The organism is Sphingomonas faeni (assembly GCF_030817315.1).
GTDB lineage: Bacteria > Pseudomonadota > Alphaproteobacteria > Sphingomonadales > Sphingomonadaceae > Sphingomonas > Sphingomonas faeni_C.
The window spans coordinates 539,155-561,130 of sequence record NZ_JAUSZF010000001.1; the positions used below are offsets into that span (position 1 = coordinate 539,155).

The 21,976-nt window shown below is 65.2% G+C and carries 19 protein-coding genes and 2 pseudogenes; 11 read left to right on the plus strand and 10 right to left on the minus strand.

Translation table 11 applies throughout. From position 1 onward, the window contains the following. Positions 1 to 9: 9 nt before the first annotated feature. The 6 genes and pseudogenes from edd to QFZ54_RS02595 form a co-directional block, all read right to left on the minus strand. Positions 10 to 1,824, minus strand: a complete 1,815-nt coding sequence (gene edd / locus QFZ54_RS02570; protein ID WP_307084140.1) for a phosphogluconate dehydratase — start codon at positions 1,822 to 1,824, stop codon at positions 10 to 12. A 2-nt stretch (positions 1,825 to 1,826) separates the two neighbouring features. Continuing rightward, positions 1,827 to 2,531 (minus strand): 6-phosphogluconolactonase, encoded by a 705-nt coding sequence (gene pgl, locus QFZ54_RS02575; protein WP_307084142.1) that lies wholly within the window; start codon positions 2,529 to 2,531, stop codon positions 1,827 to 1,829. 122 nt (positions 2,532 to 2,653) lie between these two features. Further along, on the minus strand, positions 2,654 to 4,117 hold the full coding sequence (gene zwf, locus QFZ54_RS02580) for a glucose-6-phosphate dehydrogenase (RefSeq protein ID WP_307084144.1): 1,464 nt from the start codon (positions 4,115 to 4,117) through the stop codon (positions 2,654 to 2,656). 23 nt (positions 4,118 to 4,140) lie between these two features. Beyond that, positions 4,141 to 5,066: pseudogene (gene argC / locus QFZ54_RS02585) on the minus strand (N-acetyl-gamma-glutamyl-phosphate reductase). After that, positions 5,063 to 5,371, minus strand: coding sequence for an SH3 domain-containing protein (locus tag QFZ54_RS02590; protein ID WP_307084146.1), 309 nt, complete (start codon positions 5,369 to 5,371; stop codon positions 5,063 to 5,065). The pseudogene argC and the gene QFZ54_RS02590 overlap by 4 nt, the downstream one beginning before the upstream one ends. A 49-nt stretch (positions 5,372 to 5,420) precedes the next feature. Then, a complete protein-coding gene (locus tag QFZ54_RS02595) occupies positions 5,421 to 5,765 on the minus strand; it encodes a MarR family transcriptional regulator (RefSeq protein ID WP_254686617.1) in 345 nt (114 codons plus the stop codon). 247 nt (positions 5,766 to 6,012) lie between these two features. Here QFZ54_RS02595 and secG point away from each other — a divergent pair, with 247 nt between their 5' ends. The 11 genes and pseudogenes from secG to QFZ54_RS02645 all read left to right on the plus strand — a co-directional run bounded on the left by secG (position 6,013) and on the right by QFZ54_RS02645 (position 16,706). Continuing rightward, positions 6,013 to 6,402, plus strand: coding sequence for a preprotein translocase subunit SecG (gene secG / locus QFZ54_RS02600; RefSeq protein ID WP_307084148.1), 390 nt, complete (start codon positions 6,013 to 6,015; stop codon positions 6,400 to 6,402). Positions 6,403 to 6,494: 92 nt separating this feature from the next. Then, entirely contained in the window at positions 6,495 to 8,129 is a 1,635-nt protein-coding gene (locus QFZ54_RS02605) for a CTP synthase (RefSeq protein ID WP_307084150.1), read from the plus strand. Positions 8,130 to 8,418: 289 nt separating this feature from the next. After that, positions 8,419 to 10,843 (plus strand): annotated as a pseudogene (locus QFZ54_RS02610) (TonB-dependent receptor). A 232-nt stretch (positions 10,844 to 11,075) separates the two neighbouring features. After that, entirely contained in the window at positions 11,076 to 11,474 is a 399-nt protein-coding gene (locus QFZ54_RS02615) for a hypothetical protein (RefSeq protein ID WP_307084151.1), read from the plus strand. 48 nt (positions 11,475 to 11,522) lie between these two features. Next, positions 11,523 to 12,383, plus strand: a complete 861-nt coding sequence (panB, locus tag QFZ54_RS02620) for a 3-methyl-2-oxobutanoate hydroxymethyltransferase (RefSeq protein WP_307084152.1) — start codon at positions 11,523 to 11,525, stop codon at positions 12,381 to 12,383. A 72-nt stretch (positions 12,384 to 12,455) separates the two neighbouring features. Next, positions 12,456 to 12,983 (plus strand): tetratricopeptide repeat protein, encoded by a 528-nt coding sequence (locus QFZ54_RS02625; RefSeq protein WP_373458424.1) that lies wholly within the window; start codon positions 12,456 to 12,458, stop codon positions 12,981 to 12,983. A gap of 1 nt (position 12,984) precedes the next feature. After that, complete coding sequence (locus QFZ54_RS20325; RefSeq protein ID WP_373458425.1) at positions 12,985 to 13,197, plus strand: hypothetical protein; 213 nt, start codon at positions 12,985 to 12,987, stop codon at positions 13,195 to 13,197. Next, complete coding sequence (locus QFZ54_RS02630) at positions 13,194 to 14,519, plus strand: outer membrane protein assembly factor BamB family protein (RefSeq protein WP_307084154.1); 1,326 nt, start codon at positions 13,194 to 13,196, stop codon at positions 14,517 to 14,519. The genes QFZ54_RS20325 and QFZ54_RS02630 overlap by 4 nt, the downstream gene beginning before the upstream one ends. A 194-nt stretch (positions 14,520 to 14,713) precedes the next feature. Then, the gene (gene der, locus QFZ54_RS02635; RefSeq protein ID WP_307084156.1) at positions 14,714 to 16,102 is read left to right on the plus strand and encodes a ribosome biogenesis GTPase Der; all 1,389 of its coding nucleotides are present in this window, start codon (positions 14,714 to 14,716) and stop codon (positions 16,100 to 16,102) included. 39 nt (positions 16,103 to 16,141) lie between these two features. Further along, entirely contained in the window at positions 16,142 to 16,327 is a 186-nt protein-coding gene (locus QFZ54_RS02640; protein ID WP_307089234.1) for a hypothetical protein, read from the plus strand. 208 nt (positions 16,328 to 16,535) lie between these two features. Then, entirely contained in the window at positions 16,536 to 16,706 is a 171-nt protein-coding gene (locus QFZ54_RS02645) for a hypothetical protein (RefSeq protein WP_307084158.1), read from the plus strand. A 127-nt stretch (positions 16,707 to 16,833) separates the two neighbouring features. On the opposite strand, the gene bfr is transcribed toward QFZ54_RS02645, so the two are convergent. The 4 genes from bfr to purL form a co-directional block, all read right to left on the minus strand. Continuing rightward, a complete protein-coding gene (gene bfr / locus QFZ54_RS02650) occupies positions 16,834 to 17,349 on the minus strand; it encodes a bacterioferritin (protein WP_307084160.1) in 516 nt (171 codons plus the stop codon). A gap of 102 nt (positions 17,350 to 17,451) precedes the next feature. After that, the gene (locus tag QFZ54_RS02655) at positions 17,452 to 17,622 is read right to left on the minus strand and encodes a (2Fe-2S)-binding protein (RefSeq protein WP_307084162.1); all 171 of its coding nucleotides are present in this window, start codon (positions 17,620 to 17,622) and stop codon (positions 17,452 to 17,454) included. Between the two features lie 81 nt (positions 17,623 to 17,703). After that, complete coding sequence (locus tag QFZ54_RS02660; RefSeq protein WP_307084164.1) at positions 17,704 to 18,954, minus strand: DUF418 domain-containing protein; 1,251 nt, start codon at positions 18,952 to 18,954, stop codon at positions 17,704 to 17,706. Positions 18,955 to 19,714: 760 nt separating this feature from the next. Continuing rightward, complete coding sequence (purL, locus tag QFZ54_RS02665; RefSeq protein WP_307084166.1) at positions 19,715 to 21,943, minus strand: phosphoribosylformylglycinamidine synthase subunit PurL; 2,229 nt, start codon at positions 21,941 to 21,943, stop codon at positions 19,715 to 19,717. Positions 21,944 to 21,976 lie beyond the last annotated feature (33 nt).

Consider the following 21,976-nt stretch of genomic DNA (forward strand, 5'->3'; position numbering starts at 1 on the left):
TGCGACGTTCTAAAGCCCAGCCCCCGCCAGCATCGCCGACGCGCCCTTTTCAGCTTCATCGGCAAGCCCGCGGAACATCCCGAACAACTCGCGGCCCATGCCGCTCACCGGCGGCGGAGTCGCGACCATTTCGCGGGTCGCCCAAACGTCCGCATCGACCAACGCCTCCAACGTACCGTTGACCGCATCCACCCGGATCATGTCGCCATCCCGGATCAACCCGATCGCGCCATCAAGCAGCGCCTCGGGCGAGCAATGGATCGCGCACGGCACTTTCCCGCTAGCGCCCGACATGCGGCCGTCGGTAACTAGCGCCACCTTAAACCCGCGGTTCTGCAACACGCCCAGCGGCGGCGTCAGCTTGTGCAATTCCGGCATCCCGTTCGCGCGCGGCCCCTGGAACCGGACGACGACGACGACGTCCCTATCAAGCTCACCGCGCTTGAACGCCTCGATCACGTCGAGCTGGTCGTCGAACACCATCGCGGGCGCCTCCACGATCCAGCGCTCGCGCTCGACCGCGGAGACCTTGATACACGCACGGCCGATATTGCCGTCAAGGATCCGCATGCCCCCATCGGCCGAGAACGGCGCGGTGGCAGGGCGCAGGATCGTCTCGTCGCCGCTGTCGGGCGTATCGCGCCAGGCGAGTTTGTCGCCCTCGACGACCGCTGTTTTCGCATACGCCGACAGATCGTCGCCACCGATCGTCATAATATCGCCGTGCAGCAGCCCTTCGCCGAGCAGTTCGCGGATCACATACGGCATGCCGCCCGCAGCCTCGAACGCGTTCACGTCTGCCGAGCCGTTCGGATAGACGCGCGCGATCAGCGGGACTGCGCAGGAGAGGCGGTCGAAATCCTCCCAGTCGATGATGATCCCCGCCGCGCGAGCGATCGCTGGCACGTGGAGCAGATGGTTGGTCGAGCCCCCAGTCGCGAGCAGGCCGACGGCGGCATTCACGATCGCCTTCTCGTCGACGCAATGGCCGAGCGGCCGGTACGAATCGCCGCGTGCGCCGATCTTCGCCAGCCGGTGCACCGCCGCCCGCGTCAGTTCCTGGCGCAGCTTGGTGCCCGGATTGACGAACGCCGCGCCCGGCATGTGGAGGCCCATGACCTCCATCATCATCTGGTTGGTGTTGGCCGTGCCGTAGAACGTGCACGTGCCCTTCGAATGATACGCGCCGATCTCGGCCTCGAGCAGTTCCTCGCGCCCGACCAGCCCTTCCGCGAACTTCTCGCGGACGGCCGCCTTCGCCTTGTTGGGTAACCCGGTCGGCATCGGCCCACCGGGGATCAGCACCATCGGCAAATGGCCGAACCTAAGCGCGCCCATGAGCAAACCGGGGACGATCTTGTCGCAGATGCCGAGCAGCGCCGCGCCCTCGAACGTCCCATGCGACAAGGCAATCGCCGTGCTCAGCGCGATCGTGTCGCGGCTGAACAGCGACAACTCCATGCCCGGATAGCCCTGCGTCACGCCGTCGCACATCGCCGGCACGCCGCCTGCTACCTGCGCGGTGGCGCCGGCTTCGCGTGCCCAAATCTTCATCAGCTCCGGGTAGCGGTAATAGACCGCATGCGCCGACAGCATGTCGTTATACGCGGTAACGATGCCGATGTTCATGCCGGCATCGGCCTTCATCGCGTCGCGGTCTTCCTCGGTCCCGGCATAGGCGTGCGCGAGGTTTGCGCAGCCGAGGCCGGGACGCCGGACCTGCGCCGCCGCCTCGCGCTCGATCAGCGCGAGATAGGCGGCGCGGCTGTCGCGAGACCGCTCGATGATCCGGTCGGTGACTGCGGAGACGACGGCGTTGAGCATCGTCACGGCGCCCAGTGCACGTCGACCGGCAGCTCGACTTCGGCCAGCACGCGACCGATCGGGTAGGACGAGGACGGCCCCTGTTCGATCGCCTGTTCGAGCACGTTCTTCTTAGCGTCGCCGGTGATCATGATCATCAGCGCCTTCGACGATGCGATGGCGGCAGCCGACAGCGTCACGCGCGCCAGCGGCGCTTCGGGCGGCAGCGGATCGGGCATCACGCCGAGCGCACGACGTTCCTTTGGACCGCTCAGCGCCTCGTCGTAATCGGGGCCGGGGAAGATCGACGCGGTATGCCCGTCGCCGCCCATGCCGAGCAGGCAGAAGTCGAGCGGCCAGTGCAGGTCCTGCATCAGCGCATCGGCCGAGCGACCCGCCGCCTTGTAATCCGACATCGCCTCGGGAACGATCGGCTTCACGCGCGCGCCCTTGGGCAGGAAGATCTTGGCCAGCGCGGTCACGTTTGACAGCGGATCGCCGAGCTTCACGATACGCTCGTCGCCGGGGATGATCGTGACCTTCTTCCAGTCGAGCTTGGCCTGGGCTAGCTTCTCATACGCGGCGAACGGCGTCTTGCCGCCCGCGAGCGCGATCACCGCCGAGCCGCGCGCATCGAGCGCACTCTCGATGACGAACTGGATGTCGCCCGCGACTGCATTGGCGAGCTCGTCGGAATCCTCGTAATCCCACCATTCGATTTCGGTCATTCTATCTTTCCTTGAAAACTTTTCCGTTCGCCCTGAGCGAAGTCGAAGGACAATGCCACAAGCGGGCTACCCTTCGACTTCGCTCAGGGCGAACGGGCAGGGGATATTATTCCCCCAAAAACTCAGTCGTCCTGCCAGGTCACGCCATCGCGCTCGGTCAACGCGATTGCCGCGGACGGACCCCAGCTACCCGAGGAATAACTTTTGGGCTTCATCGCGTTGGCCTTCCAGCCCTCGCGGATCGCGTCGATCCAGGTCCATTGCGCCTCGACCTCGTCGCGGCGCACGAACAACGTCTGGTCGCCCTCGATCAGGTCCAGCAGCAGGCGTTCATAGGCGATGCGCCGACGCGTGCCGGCAAACTCGGCGTCCATGCTGAGGTTCAGCGGAACCTCGCGCAGGCGGACGCCGTCGCGGTCGAGGCCGGGCTCCTTCGCCATCACCAGCAGCTGGACATATTCCTCCGGCTGGAGGCGGATGATCAGCATGTTGGGCTGCAACAGGCCACCACGCCCGGCGAACATCGAATGCGGCACTGACTTGAACTGGATCGCGATCTCGCTGCGGCGCGCGGCCATCCGCTTGCCGGTACGCAGATAGAAGGGCACGCCGCGCCAGCGCCAATTGTCGACATGCGCCTTGATCGCGACGAACGTCTCGGTGTTCGACGGCTCGCCGAGTTCGTCGGAGTAGCTCTTGACGAACTTCCCCTTCACCGCGCCTTCGCCGTACTGGCCGGTGACGGTGACGTTGGGCACTTCCTCGGGCTTGATCAGGCGCAGCGAGCGGAACACCTTCGACTTTTCGTCGCGGACGTCGGTGCCTTCGAAGCGCGCGGGCGGCTCCATCGCGATCAACGCGAGCAGTTGCAGCATATGGTTCTGGACCATATCGCGCAGCGCGCCGGCGCTCTCGTAATAGCCTGCGCGCTCCTCCAGGCCGACCGTCTCGGAAATCGTGATCTGGACGTTGTCGATCCCCTGCGCGTTCCACACGGGCTCGAAGAACGAGTTGCCGAAGCGCAGCGCGAGGATGTTCTGGACGGTTTCCTTGCCGAGGTAATGATCGATCCGATAGGTCCGGTCTTCCGGGAAGGCCTTCGCCACCGCGTCGTTGATCTCGCGGCTGGTGTCGAGGTCGTAGCCGAGCGGCTTCTCCAGCCCGACGCGGACCGTCTCGCCGGCGAGGCCGACCTTGTGCAGTCCTTCGATCGCCGATTCGAACAGCGACGGGGCTGTCGACAGATAAATCGCCAGACCGCCGGCGATATCGCCGATCTTGTCCGCCAGCGGCTGGAACGCGGCCGGGTCCGACAGGTCGGTCGCCTGATAGAACAGCCGGTCGAGGAACGTCCCGATCGCGCTCTCGTCCTTACGGTCCTCGGGCAGGAACTCGTCGAGCGCCTTCTTGGCGAACTTGCGGTAATCCTTGTCGTCATGCTCGTGACGCGCGGCACCGGTGATCGTCAGGTCCTCGGGCAGCAACCCATCGGCGTGCAGGCCATAGAGCGACGGCAACAGCATGCGCTGCGCGAGATCGCCGGTCGCGCCGAACAGGAGCAGCTTGGCTACGGAATTACGGTGCATGAAAGCTCCTGGAACTGGCCGGTTCAGAAAACCAGGCCGGCGACCGGGTCGACCCCGGCCATGATGTTGAGGTTCTGGACCGCGGCGCCGCCGGCGCCCTTGCCCAGATTGTCGAGCGTCGCGACCAGCCGTGCATGGCCGACCGCGTCGTTGCCGCAGACCCGCAGCGTGAGCCGGTCGGTCCCCGCATTCTCCTCGATATCGATCGCGCCGATGTCGCCGGGTGCCACCGTCACGAGCGCGTCGAGCCATCGAACGCCACGCGCAAGACGTCCTCAATCGCCGCGAGAGTCGGGCGGCTAGGCAGGGCGTGGAGATGCAGAGGCACTTCCACGACCATGCCGCGATAGGCGTTGGCCACCGCGGGCGCGAAGATCGGTGCGTGGGTCAGGCCCGCATGCTGCGTCATCTCGGCGATATGCTTGTGTGCGAGGCCTAGCGCGTAGGCGCGGAAGGCGGTCGTGGAGCCACCGGCCTCGAACTCGGCGATCATCGCCTTGCCGCCGCCCGAATAGCCTGAAGTCGCGTTGATGCTCAGCAGTAGGTCGGCGGGGATCAGCCCGGCGGAAACCAGCGGCGCGACGAGCGCGAGGAAGCCGGTTGGATAGCAGCCCGGGTTCGCGACCCGAGCGGCGCTCGCAATCTTCTCGGCCTGACCCGGCAGTTCGGGGAAGCCGTAAGTCCAGCCCGCAGCGACGCGGTGTGCGCTCGACGCGTCGATCACGCGGGTGCGCGGATTGTCGATCAGCGCCACCGCTTCGCGTGCCGCGTCGTCGGGCAGGCAGAGGATGACGAAATCGGCATCGTTCAAGGCCTCGCGCCGTGCCGCCGGGTCCTTCCGGCGATCCTCGGCCAGCAACGCGATCGAGATATCGCTTCGTCCGGCAAGCCGCTCGCGGATTTCGAGGCCGGTGGTGCCGACGGCGCCATCGATGAAGACGCTGGTCATGCCGCGGCGTCCGCTGGCAGATCGGCGGGCAAATCGAGCGCCGCAGTCTCGACATAGCCGACCAGACCGCTTGGCCGCGCGACGCCCCATGCGGAAACGCCAGCAATCTCCAGTACTTCGAAACTGTCGCCAGGCTTGAGGTCGACCATCGTATCGCTCGCTTCGTCTCGTCCACTGCGCAACAAAGCTGTGCGCGCGACGGCCCGTATCATCGGCACGGCATAGTGTGGAGCGAATACGTATTCGGCCAACCGAATGTCGGCGATATCGCGCCGAACCGCATGCGTGCGCGGGTCCAGATTCACCGAACGGCCGGTCAGCGAAAAGCTCGTACGGGCCTTGTCGTCGAATGGCTCAAGCGTGAGCGGGGGTACGGCCGTTTGAGCCGGCGCCAGCATCGTTGGGGGCGGGGCCGTCGCCGATGAATTGCCCGAACTCTTCAAGAAAATCTGCCCCTTCGGTCGTGCGCGCGACGAAAATGTTGCGCTTGTCGCTGTCGTCACGTTGCCGGCGCAGATAGCCGAGGGCACCCAATCTGTTCAAGGCGCGCGTGACGACCGGCTTCGATACGTTCAGCGCCCGGGCAAGGCCGCGCACCGTATGCGGTCCGGGTTTAAGGTAAACGAGCAGGAGCAATGCCATCTGACGATTGGTCAGATCGGGTTCGCCCGAGCGGACATAATCCACCAGAGCGGTCATCCAGGTCGATAAGGTATTGGCTGCCATTGATGCCACAGCGTTGATCCGCCATCTGAATTTATATGCACGATACCCAGTCATGAGCGTCATTACGGGTTCACAACGCCCGCCCGCACGGCTTGTTTCCGTAGTTTCGCACGCGGCATGCGATATGCCGTGCCACCGATCCGGTTGATCGCCCGGTTGATCGAAGCCGCGGTGTCGCCTATGTGCGCGCCTTCGCAAAAGTTCCGGGGTTTTCCGCGCAATGTTCGCCTTCCTGCTCGTCATCCACGCGATCATCGCGGCCGCCCTCGTCACGGTGATCCTCATGCAGCGGTCGGAAGGCGGCGGTCTGGGCATGGGCGGTAGCCCGTCGGGTCTCATGTCGGCACGCGGCGCGGCCGATTTTCTGACCCGCGCGACCGGCGTTCTGGCGACGATGTTCGTGCTGTTCTCGATCCTGCTCGCGGTTCTCGCGGCGAATCACCGCACCACCACGATCGACACGTCGCTCGCGCGCACCCCGGCGGCGGCAACGGCCGTCCCGACCGCGCAGCCCAAGGGCGACGCGGCACCGTTCGCCGGTGGCGCCGAGAATGCCGGGGTCCCCGCGCCGGCACGACCACGCCGGCCGATAACGGCGCGGTCCCGCTAGCCAACTAAACACTCCATTCGCCGACAAATGACCCTGCGTGAACCGCGGGGCTCTTGTCGTTCGTCCCCAACACACGCTACGAGACTCTTCCCATGGCTCGGTACATTTTCATCACCGGGGGCGTGGTTTCGTCGCTCGGTAAAGGTCTCATGGCGGCATCGCTTGCCGCTCTCCTCCAGGCACGCGGATATACCGTCAGGATTCGGAAGTTCGATCCGTATCTGAACGTCGATCCCGGCACGATGTCGCCCTATCAGCACGGCGAGGTGTACGTCACCGACGACGGCGCCGAGACCGATCTTGATCTCGGCCATTACGAGCGCTTCACCGGCGTTCCCTCGCGCCAGTCGGACAACGTGACGAGCGGCCGCATCTATCAGCAGATCATCACGCGCGAGCGTCGCGGCGATTATCTCGGCGCCACCGTCCAGGTCATCCCGCACGTCACCGACGCGATCAAGGCGTTCGCCCGCGCCGAAGTCGACGACATCGATTTCGTTCTCTGCGAGATCGGCGGCACCGTCGGCGATATCGAATCGCTTCCGTTCATCGAGGCGATTCGCCAGCTCAAGAACGAGGAAGGCCGCGGCAACGCGATCAGCATCCACGTCACGCTGGTGCCGTACATCGCCGCCGCCGGCGAATTGAAGACCAAGCCGACCCAGCATTCGGTCCGCGAACTCGCAGCGCTCGGCGTCCAGCCGGACGTTCTCGTGTGCCGCTGCGAACACCCGCTGCCGCCGTCGGAGCGCGCCAAGATCGCGTTGTTCTGCAACGTCCCCGCCAGTGCCGTCATCCCAGCGCTCGATGCGAAGAGCATCTACGCCGTCCCGCTCCAGTATCATGGCGAAGGGCTCGATATCGAAGTGCTCCGCGCGTTCGGGATCGAACCCGCCGACGCGCCCGATCTGTCGCGCTGGACCGAGATCATGGACCGCCTGACCAACCCGCAAGGCGAAGTCACGATCGGCGTGGTCGGCAAATATGTCGGCCTTCAGGACGCGTATAAGTCGCTCAACGAGGCGCTGGTCCACGGCGGCATCGCGAATCGCGTCAAGGTCAACGTCCGCTGGATCGATGCCGAGCTGTTCGAGAATGCCGAGAGCGACATCGCCGGTCAGTTGGAACCGTGCGACGCGATCCTCGTCCCCGGCGCGTTCGGCGAGCGCGGTGCCGAGGGCAAGATCGCGTCGGTGAAGTTCGCCCGCGAACGAAAGATTCCGTATTTCGGCATCTGCTTCGGCATGCAGATGGCCTGCGTCGAGGGCGCGCGCGATCTCGGCGGCATCCCCAATGCGTCGTCGACCGAGTTCGGCCCGACCGACGAGCCGGTGGTCGGCATGATCACCGAATGGATGGGCCGCGAAGGCCTCGAAACGCGTGCGGCCGAAGGCGATATGGGCGGCACGATGCGGCTGGGTGCGTATGACGCGAAGCTCACCGGCAACAGTGTCGTCGCCTCGATCTATGGCGGGACCGAGATTTCGGAGCGCCATCGCCACCGCTACGAGGTCAACACCGGGTATAAGGAAGCGCTCGAACAGGGCGGGCTCGTCTTCTCGGGCATGTCCCCCGACGGCACGCTGCCTGAAATCGTCGAACGCCCCGACCACCCCTGGTTCGTCGGCGTCCAGTTCCACCCCGAACTGAAGTCCAAGCCCTTCGACCCGCACCCCCTGTTCGCCAGCTTCATCGAAGCCGCCGTCAAGCAGAGCCGCCTGGTCTGACCTGAACTCCCTCTCTTAAAAGGAGAGGGATATTCCAGCGCCTCACTTGCAGCGTTAGCCGTCCATCTCCTTGTTCTCCCGCGAAGGCGGGAGCCCAGTCTGGGTCCCCGCCTTCGCGGGGACACACGGTGGCGGACGCCGGCTGCTCCGGCTGCGTGGCGGACGCATCAACCGTTTGCGTGCGCGAATGACCATCGCGAAGTCCCGCTTTCCACCCCCCAAGACAAGCTCGCATTGAATCTCCCCCAAATCAGTAGACTTTGCGCGCCGAGGTTCAGGGGAAAAATTCATGTCGCTTACGCTCGCGCTGTTGCTCGCCGGTCAGGCCGCTACCGTCACGCCACCGGTCACCCCCCAGGCGCCCGCCGGGGATCAGGCGCCCGAGCCGGCCAATGGTCGTCTCGGCAACCAGCAACAGGGTGGCGGCGATATCGTCGTCACCGCACGCCGTCGCGCAGAGACCATCCAGACCGTCCCGATCGCGATGTCAGTGATCGGCGGCACCGCGCTGGCGGAAACCGGCGCCTACAATGTCAGCCGCCTCACGCAGCTCCAGCCGACGCTGCAATTCTACTCCACCAACCCGCGCAACTCCGCCGCCAACATCCGCGGTCTCGGCGCGCCGTTCGGGCTGACCAACGACGGGATCGAGCAGGGCGTCGGCATCTATGTCGACCAGGTCTATTACAGCCGGATCGCCTCGGCGACATTCGACTTTACCGATACCGAGGCGGATCGAAGTCCTCCGCGGGCCCCAGGGCACGCTCTACGGCAAGAACACCACCGCCGGCGCGATCAATATCACCACGCGCAAGCCCAGCTTCACGCCCGAGGCGCGGATCGAACTCACCACCGGCAACTATCAGTTCATCCAGGCCAAGGCCTCGGTGTCGGGGCCGCTGATCCCTGACAAGCTCGCGATCCGGCTGTCGGCGTCGGTGACCGAGCGCGACGGCACGATCCACAACGTCGTGACCGGCAAGGATCTGAATGCGCAGGACAATAAGAGCGTGCGCGGGCAGCTCTACTGGAAGCCGACCGACAATCTCGATCTCGCTCTGTCGGGTGACTACGGCCAGCAGAACCCGAATTGCTGCGTTCAATATTACGCGCGCACCGGCGCGACCCAGCGGCCGCTCAACCGCCAATACGCCGCCCTCGCCGCTGCGCAGGGCTATGTCGTGCCGTCCACCAACGCGTTCGATCGTGTGACCGACGTCGATACGCCATTGCGCGCGAAGCAGGAACTGGGCGGCGTATCGCTGCTCGGCAATCTGGACCTCGGCGCATCGACGATCACCTCGGTCAGCGCATGGCGGTTCTGGAACTGGGATCCGTCGAACGATCGCGATTTCATCGGCCTGCCGATCACGACCGTGTCGGCCAACCCGTCGCAGCAGACCCAGTACAGCCAGGAGTTGCGGATCGCCTCCAACGGCAAGCACACGCTCGATTACGTGCTCGGCGCGTTCTACTTCTACCAGACGATCGATACGCAGGGGCTTCAGGTGCAGGGTCCGGCGGCCAGTGCGTTCCTGCTCAACCCTACCAGCGCGGGCGGGCGCAATCCGGCGACGTTGAACGGCCTGACCGCACGCAACACGATCGGCTTCAAGAACACCAGCGCGGCGCTGTTCGGCAAGCTGACCTGGAACGTCAGCGACCGGTTCCAGATCGCGCCGGGCCTGCGTTTGAACTACGACATGAAGAAGGGTGACTATGTCTCGGTCGTCACCAACGGCACCGGCACGGCGCTGACCGCGGACCAGCGCGGTGTGCTCGCGCCGCAGAGCTATCAGCCCGATTTCGACAACTGGAACCTGTCGGGGGATATCACCGCTGCCTATACCGTGACGTCAGACATCCACGCCTATGCGACCTACGCACGCAGCTATAAGTCCGGCGGGATCAACCTGTCCGGCCTGCCGCTCGACGGCAGCAACAACCCGATCCTGTCCGCCGCGACGGTGAAGCCCGAAAAGGTGAACCATTTCGAGCTTGGTCTGAAAACGCAGTTCCTGGATCGCCGGCTGACGCTGAACCTCGCCGGCTTCTGGACCGAGATCAGCGATTACCAGGCGACCGTCACCAACGGCCAGCTCGGCGTGCTGCGCGGCTATCTCGCCAATGCCGGCAAGGTCCGCACCCGCGGTCTCGAATTCGACTCGGCGTTCCGCCCCACCGACCGGTTCAGTTTCTACGCGAACGGCGCCTACACCGACGCGAAATACGTGAAGTTCGTCGATGCGCCATGCCCGCCCGAATTGTCCGGCGGCACCACCGCAACCGCCGGCCAGACGCCGAGCGCGCCTGCAACCGCCGGCGGCATCAGCCCGCAGAACTGCGACATCTCCGGCCAGCGCCTGCCCGGCGTGTCAAAATGGGCGTTCTCCTACGGTGCGGAATACGACCTGCCGGCGACGCTCGGGGGGCTCGATGGCCAAGTGTATCTGGGCTATGACGGCAGCTACCGGTCGACCTTCTCGTCCAACCCCTCGCGCTCGGCCTATACCGACATCAACGGCTACGCGCTCAGCAACTTCCGCCTCGGGTTCAAGGCGAAGGACAGCTGGAACGTCTTCGCCTGGCTCCGCAACGCGTTCGACGAGAACTATTACGACGTGCTCGCGCTCCAGTCGGGCAGCACCGGCCTGATCGTCGGCCAGCCCGGCGATCCGCGCACCTACGGACTGACCGTCTCGCGGTCGTTCTGATCGTCAGGCTTTATCGTCACGACGCATTCAGGTTGAGCGCGATAGATGTTGGATACGGCCCGGAGGGACGTCGTAGTCGGAAGCTCCCGATGTCCCTCCGGTTCCGGATCCACGACATCTCGTCGCGAACGGCGCCTCTTGCCTGCACCCTCTGCTGAGCGCAGTCTATTTCCAGGAAACAGGCAGGGGCGGCGACATGTTCTTCGTACGACAGGGGCCCTTGTGGTTTCGCATGACGACGGGCGTCCTCGTTCTCTGGGGGGTGATCGGATGTTTCATGTGCCTGCAACAGATCCGGCTTGGTGCCGGTTCGATGGGGCAGGCGAGCGCTTATGACCGGGCGCTCCATGCCACGTTGCCGGGCTGGTATGATCCGCTGTTTGCCGTCGCGGTACTGACCGGCCTCGCTGGCGCAATCCTTCTGTTCATGCGCCGCGCGAACGCCCGGCCGTTCCTGATCGCGTCGCTAGTCGCGACGGTCGCGCAGTTCGGTTGGCTGTTCGCCTCGACGGACATCGTCGCGCACAAAGGTGCCGGCGAAACGCTTGGACTACCCTTACTCGTCGGTATGGTCGCGGCGTTCACGCTCTGGCTCGTCGGCCATGCCCGGTCGAAGGGCTGGGCGGTTTGACCCGCGTGGCACTGGGCGAGTGCCAAGCCAGGCGCTACTGACGCTTCCATGTCCACGACCTATACCCTCGATACGGCGACGAGTCGCGCCACGCCGACGCCGGCACCGCTCAAACGCCTGACCATTCCCGCGATCCGTCGCCAGAAGGGCAAGACGCCGCTCGTCATGCTCACCGCCTACACGGTCCGCACAGCGCAGCTTCTCGATCCGCACTGCGACATGCTGCTGGTCGGCGACAGCCTCGGGCAGGTGATCTACGGCCTGCCGTCGACCGTCCCCGTTACGCTGGATATGATGGCCGCCCATGGCGCGGCGGTGGTGCGGGGCAGCTATCACGCGGTCGTCGTCATCGACATGCCGTTCGGCAGCTATGAGGCGTCGCCCGAAAAGGCGTTCGAGAGCGCGGCGTTCTTGCTCAAGCAGACCGGCGCGGCGGCGGTGAAGCTCGAGGGCGGCACCGCGATGGCGTCGACCGTCAAGTTCCTCACCGAGCGCGGTATCCCGGTGATGGGCCATGTCGGTCTCACCCCGCAGGCAGTGAATGTCCTCGGCGGCTACGGCGCCCGCGGCCGCACGCCGGAGGAGGCTGCCAAGATCGTCGCCGACGCGCAGAGCATCGCCGAGGCCGGCGCTTTTTCGCTCGTGATCGAAGGCGTGGTCGAGCCGATCGCGATCGAGATCACCAACACGATCGCCTGCCCGACGATCGGCATCGGCGCGTCGGCGCAATGCGACGGCCAGGTGCTGGTGACCGAAGACATGCTCGGCATGTTCGACCGTACCGCGAAGTTCGTGAAGCGGTTCGCCGACATCGCCGATACGATCTCGTCCGCGACGCATACCTATGCGGACGACGTCCGATCGCGCGCGTTTCCGGGCGCGGAGCAGGTCTACGCCCCTAAGGATTGATCCGCTTCCGTTTCGGTTCCGGCGCGGCTAAGGTCCGCGCCGCCCACCCCCTCAATATTTCCGGAGCATTCCTTGGTCCTCCCGCCGAAAACCGATCAAGCATTCCTGCGTGAGGTCGACGAAGAACTGCGACGTGACCAGCTCGCCGGGTTCTGGACGAACTGGGGCATCTGGGTCGGGGTTGCCGTCGTTGCGGCACTCGCCGCACTCGCGGGCTTTCTCTACTGGCAGCATCACAATGGCGAGGCTGCCGGCGTTGAGGGCGAACAGCTTCAGGCGGCGTATGATTCGCTCGGCGCCAACAACGCCGCGGCCGCGTCCAAGCCGCTCGCCGAACTCGCCAAGTCGAACCGCGACGGCTACCGCGCGCTGGCGCTGTTCACGCAGGCTGACGTATTGCTCCAGAAGGACGATCTGAAGGGTGCCGCCGCCAAGCTCGGGGCGATCGCCGCGGACACGTCGCTCGCCAAGCCGTTCGCGCGATCTCGCACTCGTTCGCCAGACCTCAGCCGAGTTCGACACGCTAAAGCCGCAGGTCGTCGTCGAGCGACTTCGTCCGCTCGCGGTTGCCGGCGGTCCCTGGCTCGGCAGCGCAGGTGAAATGGTCGCGATTTCCTACCTTCGCATGAACCAGCGCCAGCAGGCGGGGGTGTTGTTCGGCCAGATTGCGCGCGATACCGGCGTTCCGGAAACGATCCGTCAACGCGCGGTTCAGATGGCCGGTGTACTGGGTGTGGACGCGGTTGCCAGCGCTGGAGCTACTGCCAGGGTGATCACTCCGGCTGCATCAAACGAGGATACCAAGGCGCAATGATGAAGACATATCGGGTGACGGTCGCCGTCGCCGCGTTGATGGCGCTCAGCGGTTGTGGAATCTTCAAGGGCAGCGGCAACAAGAAAACGCCGACCGTCGGCGACCGCGTTTCGATCCTGGTTTCGGAAAACGAGGTCGAGACCGACAAGACGATTGCCGACGTCCAGGTCCTGTTGCCGGCTCCCGCGGTCAACGACGCCTGGGCTCAGCCCGGCGGCAACCCCGCCAAGTCGATGGGCCAGCTCGCGCTTGGCGACCAGCCGAAGCGGCTTTGGCAGGCCGGGATCGATGGTGGCTCGAACCGGGAGCGGCTGGGCGCAGCTCCGGTCGTTGCTGACGGCAAGCTGTTCGTCACCGATGTCACTGCAACCGTTCACGCATTCACGGCCGATACCGGCGCGGTACTGTGGAGCGCGGGCATCACCGAGGGCAAGCTCAACAGGGCCGCACGCTTCGGCGGCGGCGTGAGCTATGACGACGGCAAGCTCTACGCCACCGACGGCGTGGGCGACGTCGTCGCAATGAACGCGGCCGATGGCGCGATCCTGTGGCGCGCCAAGCCCGGTGCGCCGCTGCGTGGTTCGCCAACCGTCGCCAATGGCGCGGTGTACGTCCTGACGCAGGACAACCAGGTCTTCTCGCTCAACCAGGCCGATGGCAAGGTCCAGTGGGTCCAGTCGGGCACGCTGGAAACGCAGGGCGTGTTCGGCGTCGCCGCTCCGGCTGTGAGCCAAGGCACCGTGGTCGCGGGCTTCTCTAGCGGCGAACTCAGCGCCTATCGCTACGAGAACGGCCGCATCCTCTGGCAGGATGCACTGTCGCGGACGTCGGTCACCACGTCGGTGTCGAGCCTGTCGGACATCGACGCGGCACCTGTGATCGACGGCGGCCGCGTCTACGCGGTCGGGCAGGGTGGTCGCATGGTCGCGCTCGAACTGTCGACCGGTCAGCGCCTGTGGGAGCAGAACTTCGCCGGCATCTCGACGCCGTGGATCGCGGGCGAATGGCTGTTCGTGGTCACCGACGACGCACGCCTCGTCTGCCTGTCCCGTTCGAACGGCAAGGCGCGCTGGATCGCGCAGCTGAAGCGCTTCGAGAACGAGAAGAAGCGCAGCAACGCGATCACCTGGTTCGGTCCGATCTTAGCCGGCAACCGCCTCGTCCTGACCAACTCGCGTGGCGAGATCAATTTCGTCTCGCCGACCGATGGCACGGTGAGTTCGACGATCGAGACGAAGACGCCGTTCTCGCTGCCCCCGATCGTGGCGAACTCGACGCTCTACACGCTCGACCAGAAGGGCAAAGTCACCGCGTACAGGTGACGTCGACTCCCTCTCCCCGGCGGGGAGAGGGAAGGGGCCCGGCACACTTGCACGGGGAAGGATGAGGGGAGTGAGGCTCGAAAAGCTCTCCACAACTCCCCTCACCCTTCCGTCGCCTACGGCTCCTCCCTCCGCTCCCCAGAGGGGCGAGGGACATAGGTGACCTTTGCCGCGACACGCGCTAAGGGCCTGCCATGTCCAAACTCCCCGTGGTCGCGATCGTCGGCCGCCCAAATGTCGGCAAGTCGACCCTGTTCAACCGCCTCGTCGGCAAGAAGCTCGCGCTGGTCGACGACCGGCCCGGCGTCACGCGTGACCGCCGCGAAGGTGATGCGTCGCTGATCGGCCTCGAATTCCGCATCATCGATACCGCCGGCTACGAGGATCACGACGCGCAGACGCTCCCCGGCCGGATGCGCCAGCAGACCGAGGCGGCCGTCGCGCAGGCCGACGTCGCGCTGTTCCTGTTCGACGCACGCGCCGGGATCGTCCCGCTCGACGAGGAGATCGCCCGCTGGCTCCGCACCGCCGACGTCCCCGTCATCCTCGTCGCCAACAAGGCCGAGGGCCGCGCGGGCGAAGACGGCATCCTCGAATCGCTCGCGCTCGGCTTCGGCGACCCGGTCCAGCTCTCGGCCGAGCACGGCGAAGGCATGGGTGACCTGTTCGAAGGCTTGCTCCCGCTGCTCGAAGGCAAGGACGAGCTGCCTGAGGAAGAGCCCGACAACGAATATGAAGGCCCGTTGAAGCTCGCGATCGTCGGCCGCCCGAACGCTGGCAAGTCGACGCTCGTCAACCGTATCCTCGGCGAAGATCGCATGATCACCGGCCCCGAAGCCGGCATCACGCGCGATTCGATCAGCGTCGACTACGACTGGCACCCGACCGGTGGCGAAGCGCGCAAGGTTCGCCTGATCGACACCGCGGGCATGCGCAAGCGTGCCAAGGTGCAGGACAAGCTGGAGAAGATGTCGGTCGAGGATGCACTCCACGCAGTCGACTTCGCCGAGGTCGTCGTGCTGCTACTCGACGCCACGCTCGGCCTCGAGGCGCAGGACCTCCGTATCGCCGACAAGGTGCTGCAGGAGGGCCGTGCACTCGTCATCGCGCTCAACAAATGGGATATCGCGGAAAGCGCGTCGTCGCTGTTCAACGGCGTGAAGCGCGCGCTCGAAGACGGTCTCAGCCAGGTCAAGGGCGTCACCGTGATGACCGTGTCCGGCGCGACCGGAAAGGGCATCGACCAGTTGCTCCAGGCCTGTTTCGACACGCGCGACGCATGGTCGAAGCGCGTGGGTACCGGCGAGCTCAATCGCTGGTTCGAGCGCGCGATCGAGGCGACGCCGCCGCCCGCTCCTGGTGGCAAGCGGATCAAGATGCGTTACGTCACACAGGTCAAGACGCGGCCGCCCAGCTTCGTCATCTTCGGCACGCGCGTCGATCAGCTGCCGGCGAGCTACGAGCGCTATCTGGTCAATTCGATGCGCAAGGATCTGGGCTTCGGTGCTGTACCGGTGCGCCTTATGTTCCGTGCGCCGAAGAACCCGTACGACGATAATGGCAGGGGCGGCGGCGGCAACTAGGCGCCGGTGTCCGGCGTGGTTCGTATCGATGCCAGGGGCATGCGCTGCCCTTGGCCCGCCGTGCGGCTAGCCAAGGCTCTTCGTGACGGCGAGCGCTCGGTCACGATCATCGCCGACGACCCGCAGGCGCCAACCGAACTCGCGGCCGTCGCGGCCTCGGCCAATGCGACGATAGAGATCGTTCTGCATGAATTCCCCCAAACCTTTCTCATAACTTGCGTCTAGTATGACTACACTGTGTTTACCCGGATAGGGTATGAAACAGCGCAGACCTTCATGGCGCTATTTGCTTATCGGAAGAAGACGACAGTTTCGTTTGAGGGAAGCACCCTGCTAAATTGGCCGGCGTTCGTGCAGGCCCGCACCGAGTGGGGCCGAACCGCTGGCCGATCTGGCCGAAGCAATTGAAGTCATCGCGCGCGACTGCCTGGAGATGCAGGATACGCCGGACGAGGCGCTTGAGCATATCGTCCGGTTGCGGCCATTGTTCGTCGAGACACTGACGTTGCTGGAGCGTGAGGCTAATCCGATCGTCGTCCGCAAGCCGGCCGCTGGCGGCGGCTTCGGTCGTCGTGCTGTGCCGACGGGGTTCGGCGGGGACTGATACGCCGCTGAGTGTCTCTCCGCCTTAAATACGTCCGTCATCCCAGCGAGCGTTGGGATCCAGAGCCAAGGACGTCGTCTTATATGGCTCTGGATCCTGACTTTCGCCAGGATGACGGGGTGGCGGATCAACCCTTGAGATAGGGCGCCCCGCCGGCCTTGGGCGAATCATGTTCCGAGATCGAGTTGAGCTGGATGTAGTTGTGGATGCCCATCCGTGCGATCATCTCGAACTGGCGCTCGATAGTGTCGACATGCTCTTCCTCGCTGGCGAGGATGCGCGCGAACAGGTCGCGGCTGATGTAATCCTTGACCTCTTCGCAGTACGAGATTGCACCCTTGAGCTGGACCGTCGCCTCGACTTCGAGCGCCAGGTCCGACTTCAGGACCTCCTCGACGGTCTCGCCGATGCGGAGGCGGCCGAGCAGCTGGAAGTTCGGCAGGCCATCGAGGAACAGGATGCGCTCCGACAGCCAGTCGGCGTGCTTCATCTCGTCGATGGATTCCATCCGCTCGTACTGGGCGAGCTTGTAGACGCCCCAATGCTCGAGCATCCGGTAATGGAGCCAATATTGATTGACCGCGGTCAGCTCGTTCTTGAGCGCCTCGTTCAGAAATTCGATTACTTGGGGGTCGCCGCGCATGGCCATATCTCCGTCACCTCTGACGAACATGTAGCGCTGGCGACACCGCAACAGCAACCCGAAAAATGGCGGATTTCTGCGGTTTCTTAGCTGTTGCGACGCTTATGCAGCGGCGCGTTCCTCGTCGATAATCGCTCGCGCTATCGACGCGCACTGGCCGCATTTGGGTTTCCGGCCCATCGAACGAAAGGCTTGGCAGGGTGTGGTGCAACCGCCGCGTGCGCAGTTGCGAACGTCGGATTCTCGTATGGCATTGCAAACGCAGACGACCATGGGAACTCCCTAGCTGTAAGCCGGGGATACGGATAATGCGAACCACTCGCAAGCCCTTTTGCGTCAGGTTCGCAAATAGCATCATCGGCTGGTCGCGAACGCCGAACCGCGCATCGGCTGCCATTCGAACCGGGAGAGGCTGCGCCAGAGCCATTCGAGCGGACCGTAGCGGAATCGATCGAGCCACGGTTTCGACCAGAGGAGCATCAGGAGCCAGATCGGCACGACCACCAGATAGAGCTGCGCACGCGACAATGTGCCGTACAGCCCGAACCCGTAACCGTAGAACAGCGTCGTGCAGATCACGGTCGTCCCTAGATAGTTGGAGAACGCCATCCTGCCTGCTGCCGAGACGCGGGTCGTCAACCAGCCGCCGGGGCGAGCGAGCAGGATGATCGCCGCGGCGTAGCCCATGATCGTGAGGGGCCGGAACGGCGTGGCCAGGGCCAGCCAAGACAGTGCGACATACCGCGCGTCGAATCCGTGGGCGATGTCGAACGTCGCTATCCCCGCATAGGCGAGCCAGCCGGTTCCGACGCCAGCGACCGCGATCACGGCATAGCGTCGCCGCGACCATTCGCCGGTCAGGAACCCCGATCGCAGGCCCGCCATGCCGAACAGCATGAACCCGAGCGTCTCCGGGCCGGTGGCGGTCAGGGATGTGATCGGCCCGACCGCGTGCGTCCAACGCCACGCGACCAGATCCCGCCATCCGCCACCCCCGATGGCAAAGCCTCGCGCGATGGAGGTACGGGAGGGTTGGCCGAACTGATCCGCCAGCGACTGCCAGTTCGCTATCGCGCGCGCGGTCGCACCGGGCCTGTGCGCGGAGGCCTGCAAGTCGAAGGTGTACGCGCTGAGCGTCGCGAGTTCGATCGTCTGGAGGGCGATGCAGGCCAGTCCGACGACGACCAGCCAGCGAACCGGCAACCGTGCGAACATGTACGCGATCGCGCCGACCAGCGCGTAATGCGCGAGGATATCGCCCCACCACAGCAGGTACAGATGCGCCACGCCGAACACGAACAGCCATGCCATTCGACGCAGGTGGACGGTCGCCGGGTCCTCGCCACTCACCTCCGCACGGTCGATCACCAGCAGCATCGACGCGCCGAACAGAAACGAGAACAACCCGCGCATCTTGCCGTCGATGACGATGAAGGTCGTGGTCCATGCGATCAGGTCGGGCGTGCTCGGCCAGCCCATCGAAGCGGGGGTCATGTAGGCGAATTCGGGGAAGCCGAACGCGGCGATATTGGCGGCGAGGATGCCCATGACGGCAACGCCCCGGATGAGGTCGAGCGTAGCGATTCTGGTGGGGGCGGAGGTCATGCGGGCAGAGTGAAGTATAGAAAGTATAGACGCTCGCGCAGCATTTCGTCGGACCGTCGTAGGGGGTGGAATGCGGGGATATTGACCTGGGGAATGCCGATGATGGGAGTGCCTCTGATGAGGCTGAATTTGGCGATTCCGGTGGGGGCGGGGGTCATGCGGGAAAAGTGAAGTATAGAAAGTATAGACGCTCGCGCAGCATTTTCGTGGGGTCGTGGGGAGTGCAGTGCGGCATGGTTTTGCTTGGCTGCATCGCGAGCGTGACGGCCTTGGCTTTGCCGGACGGATGCGGGCGATGTTGGGTGTACGCTTGGGGTCGATCGGCTCGTGTTGGTGGTGCTGTCGGCTGGGAATGCTTCGGTCATGGTCCGACGCTGGCATATCGTGAGTGTGTAGGACAGGTTGGTGGGAGAGTCGGGTGGCAGGGTGTGCTGTGGGGGACGTTACTGCGCTCCGCCCGTCGCCCTGGCGGAAGCTGCAATATCATTCCGACGACGTCTCCTGCCTCCTTGTTCTCCCGCGAAGGCGGGAGTCCAGACTGGGTCCCCGCCTTCGCGGGGACACATGGTGCGGTTTGGGGCTGTTTGCTTGCTCCCAAATAGGAACCACCCCGGCGTAGGCCGGGGCCCAATTGGGGGACGGTTATGGCGAAGGGCAGCGCTTCGTTACCGTGGCTTTCCCAATTGGGCCCCGGCCTTCGCCGGGGTGGTGGGAAGGGGGGCGGGCAAGAGCACTGCTGGTTACTCGCCCGCCGACCCTATCAGGCCAGTGCTGCATCAACCCCCATCAGCTTCGGGAAGAAGCCCTCGTGCGCGGTGCGCAGCGCATCGAGCGCAACCACGTCGTCGCGGTCGGGGCGTTCGAAGATCAGGCGCTTGCCGCCGGTGCGGCCGAGCGGTTCGGCCTCGACGTCGGCCGCGTGCGCGGCGCCCAGGAAGTCGAGCAGCGCGTGGTCCTCGACGGTGACGATGTAGACGCCCTGGTCCTCGGCGAAGAACGCGCGGGCGCAGTCGAACGGCTGTTTGCGGTCGATCATCGCGCCGATGCCGCCGGCGAGCGCCATCTCGGCGAGTGTTACCGCTATGCCGCCGTCGGAGACGTCGTGGACCGCGGTCAACTGCCCCAACGCGATCGCCTCGCGGATCAGGTCGCCGACGCGGCGTTCGGCTGCGAGGTCGACCGGCGGCGGCGGGCCTGCCTCAAGCTGTTCGCGACCATGGCATTCACGCAGCCACAGCGACTGGCCAAGATGCCCGCCACGCGTACCGACCGCGAGGATGATGTCGCCCGAGCCCTTGAATGCGATCGTCGCATTCTTCTGCCAGTCCGCCAGCAAACCGATCGCGCCGATCGCGGGCGTCGGCAGGATCGCCGAGCCACCGCCCGTGGCCTTCGACTCGTTGTAGAGCGACACGTTGCCCGAGACGATCGGGAAGTCGAGTGCGATGCAGGCGTCGCTCATGCCTTCGAGACAGCCCACGATTTGCCCCATGATCTCGGGGCGCTGCGGGTTGGCGAAGTTGAGGCAGTTGGTGACGGCGAGCGGCAGTGCACCGACCGCGGTCAGGTTGCGCCAGGCTTCGGCGACCGCCTGCTTGCCGCCCTCGACCGGGTCGGCGAAGCAATAGCGCGGCGTGCAGTCGGTGGTCATCGCCAGCGCCTTTTGCGTGCCGTGAACGCGGACGATCGCGGCGTCGCCACCGGGGCGCTGCACCGTGTCGGCCCCGACCATGTGGTCATACTGCTCCCAGATCCAGCGACGCGAGGCGATGTCGGGCGAGCCCATCAGCGTGAGCAGATCGGCGGCGATGTCGTTGCTGTGCGGCGCGTTCTCGAGCGGGGCGGGCTTCGGCGTCGGCACGTGCGGGCGATCGTAGAGCGGCGCTTCGTCGGCGAGCGGGCCGAGCGGGATGTCGCAGACGGTCTCGCCCTTGAACGTCAGAACCATGCGGCCGGTATCGGTGACGCGGCCGATCACCGCGAAATCGAGCTCCCATTTCTTGAAGATCGCCTCGGCCTCGGCTTCGCGGCCGGGCTTGAGGACCATCAGCATGCGCTCCTGCGATTCCGAGAGCATCATCTCGTACGGCGTCATGCCGGTCTCGCGCTGCGGCACGTCGTCCATCGTCAGCTCGATGCCGACGCCGCCCTTCGAGGCCATCTCCACCGCCGAAGACGTGAGGCCCGCGGCGCCCATGTCCTGGATCGCGACGATGACGTCGGTCGCCATCAGCTCCAGGCAGGCTTCGATCAGCAACTTCTCCGTGAACGGATCGCCGACCTGGACGGTTGGACGCTTGGCGTCCGAATCCTCGCCGAAATCGGCCGAGGCCATCGTCGCGCCGTGGATGCCGTCGCGGCCGGTCTTGCTGCCGACATAGACGATCGGATTGCCGATGCCGCTCGCCGCCGAATAGAAGATCTTGTCCTGATCGGCGATCCCGACGGTCATCGCGTTGACCAGGATGTTGCCGTCATAGGCCGAATGGAAATTCACCTCGCCGCCGACGGTCGGCACGCCGACGCAATTGCCGTAGCCGCCGATGCCGTGGACGACGCCCGAGATCAGGTGGCGCATCTTGGGGTGGTCGGGCCGGCCGAAGCGCAGCGCGTTGAGATTGGCGATAGGTCGCGCGCCCATCGTGAAGACGTCGCGCAGGATGCCGCCGACGCCAGTCGCCGCGCCCTGGTACGGCTCGATGTACGACGGGTGGTTGTGGCTCTCCATCTTGAAGATCGCCGCCTGGTTGTCGCCGATATCGACGACGCCGGCGTTCTCGCCCGGGCCGCAGATGACGCGGGGGCCCTTGGTGGGGAGTTTCATCAGGTGGATCTTGCTGGATTTGTAGCTGCAATGCTCGGACCACATGACCGAGAAGATGCCGAGCTCGACCATGTTCGGCTCGCGGCCGATGGCGCGCAGGACGCGCTCATATTCTTCGGGGGACAGGCCGTGGTCGGCGACGATCTGCGGTGTGATCTCGGTCATGGGGCGGGCTTTAGCGGGGTGTGACGCGTTCGT

What these genes read in the sequence shown, in the direction of transcription:
- edd (WP_307084140.1), bottom strand. Translation starts at nt 1,824, where the DNA reads ATGCTCAACGCCGTCGTCTCCGCAGTCACCGACCGGATCATCGAGCGG.
- pgl (WP_307084142.1), bottom strand. Translation starts at nt 2,531, where the DNA reads ATGACCGAAATCGAATGGTGGGATTACGAGGATTCCGACGAGCTCGCC.
- zwf (WP_307084144.1), bottom strand. Translation starts at nt 4,117, where the DNA reads ATGCACCGTAATTCCGTAGCCAAGCTGCTCCTGTTCGGCGCGACCGGC.
- QFZ54_RS02595 (WP_254686617.1), bottom strand. Translation starts at nt 5,765, where the DNA reads ATGACCGCTCTGGTGGATTATGTCCGCTCGGGCGAACCCGATCTGACC.
- secG (WP_307084148.1), top strand. Translation starts at nt 6,013, where the DNA reads ATGTTCGCCTTCCTGCTCGTCATCCACGCGATCATCGCGGCCGCCCTC.
- QFZ54_RS02605 (WP_307084150.1), top strand. Translation starts at nt 6,495, where the DNA reads ATGGCTCGGTACATTTTCATCACCGGGGGCGTGGTTTCGTCGCTCGGT.
- QFZ54_RS02615 (WP_307084151.1), top strand. Translation starts at nt 11,076, where the DNA reads ATGACGACGGGCGTCCTCGTTCTCTGGGGGGTGATCGGATGTTTCATG.
- panB (WP_307084152.1), top strand. Translation starts at nt 11,523, where the DNA reads ATGTCCACGACCTATACCCTCGATACGGCGACGAGTCGCGCCACGCCG.
- QFZ54_RS20325 (WP_373458425.1), top strand. Translation starts at nt 12,985, where the DNA reads ATGGTCGCGATTTCCTACCTTCGCATGAACCAGCGCCAGCAGGCGGGG.
- QFZ54_RS02630 (WP_307084154.1), top strand. Translation starts at nt 13,194, where the DNA reads ATGATGAAGACATATCGGGTGACGGTCGCCGTCGCCGCGTTGATGGCG.
- der (WP_307084156.1), top strand. Translation starts at nt 14,714, where the DNA reads ATGTCCAAACTCCCCGTGGTCGCGATCGTCGGCCGCCCAAATGTCGGC.
- QFZ54_RS02640 (WP_307089234.1), top strand. Translation starts at nt 16,142, where the DNA reads ATGCGCTGCCCTTGGCCCGCCGTGCGGCTAGCCAAGGCTCTTCGTGAC.
- QFZ54_RS02645 (WP_307084158.1), top strand. Translation starts at nt 16,536, where the DNA reads ATGCAGGATACGCCGGACGAGGCGCTTGAGCATATCGTCCGGTTGCGG.
- bfr (WP_307084160.1), bottom strand. Translation starts at nt 17,349, where the DNA reads ATGCGCGGCGACCCCCAAGTAATCGAATTTCTGAACGAGGCGCTCAAG.
- QFZ54_RS02655 (WP_307084162.1), bottom strand. Translation starts at nt 17,622, where the DNA reads ATGGTCGTCTGCGTTTGCAATGCCATACGAGAATCCGACGTTCGCAAC.
- QFZ54_RS02660 (WP_307084164.1), bottom strand. Translation starts at nt 18,954, where the DNA reads ATGACCTCCGCCCCCACCAGAATCGCTACGCTCGACCTCATCCGGGGC.
- purL (WP_307084166.1), bottom strand. Translation starts at nt 21,943, where the DNA reads ATGACCGAGATCACACCGCAGATCGTCGCCGACCACGGCCTGTCCCCC.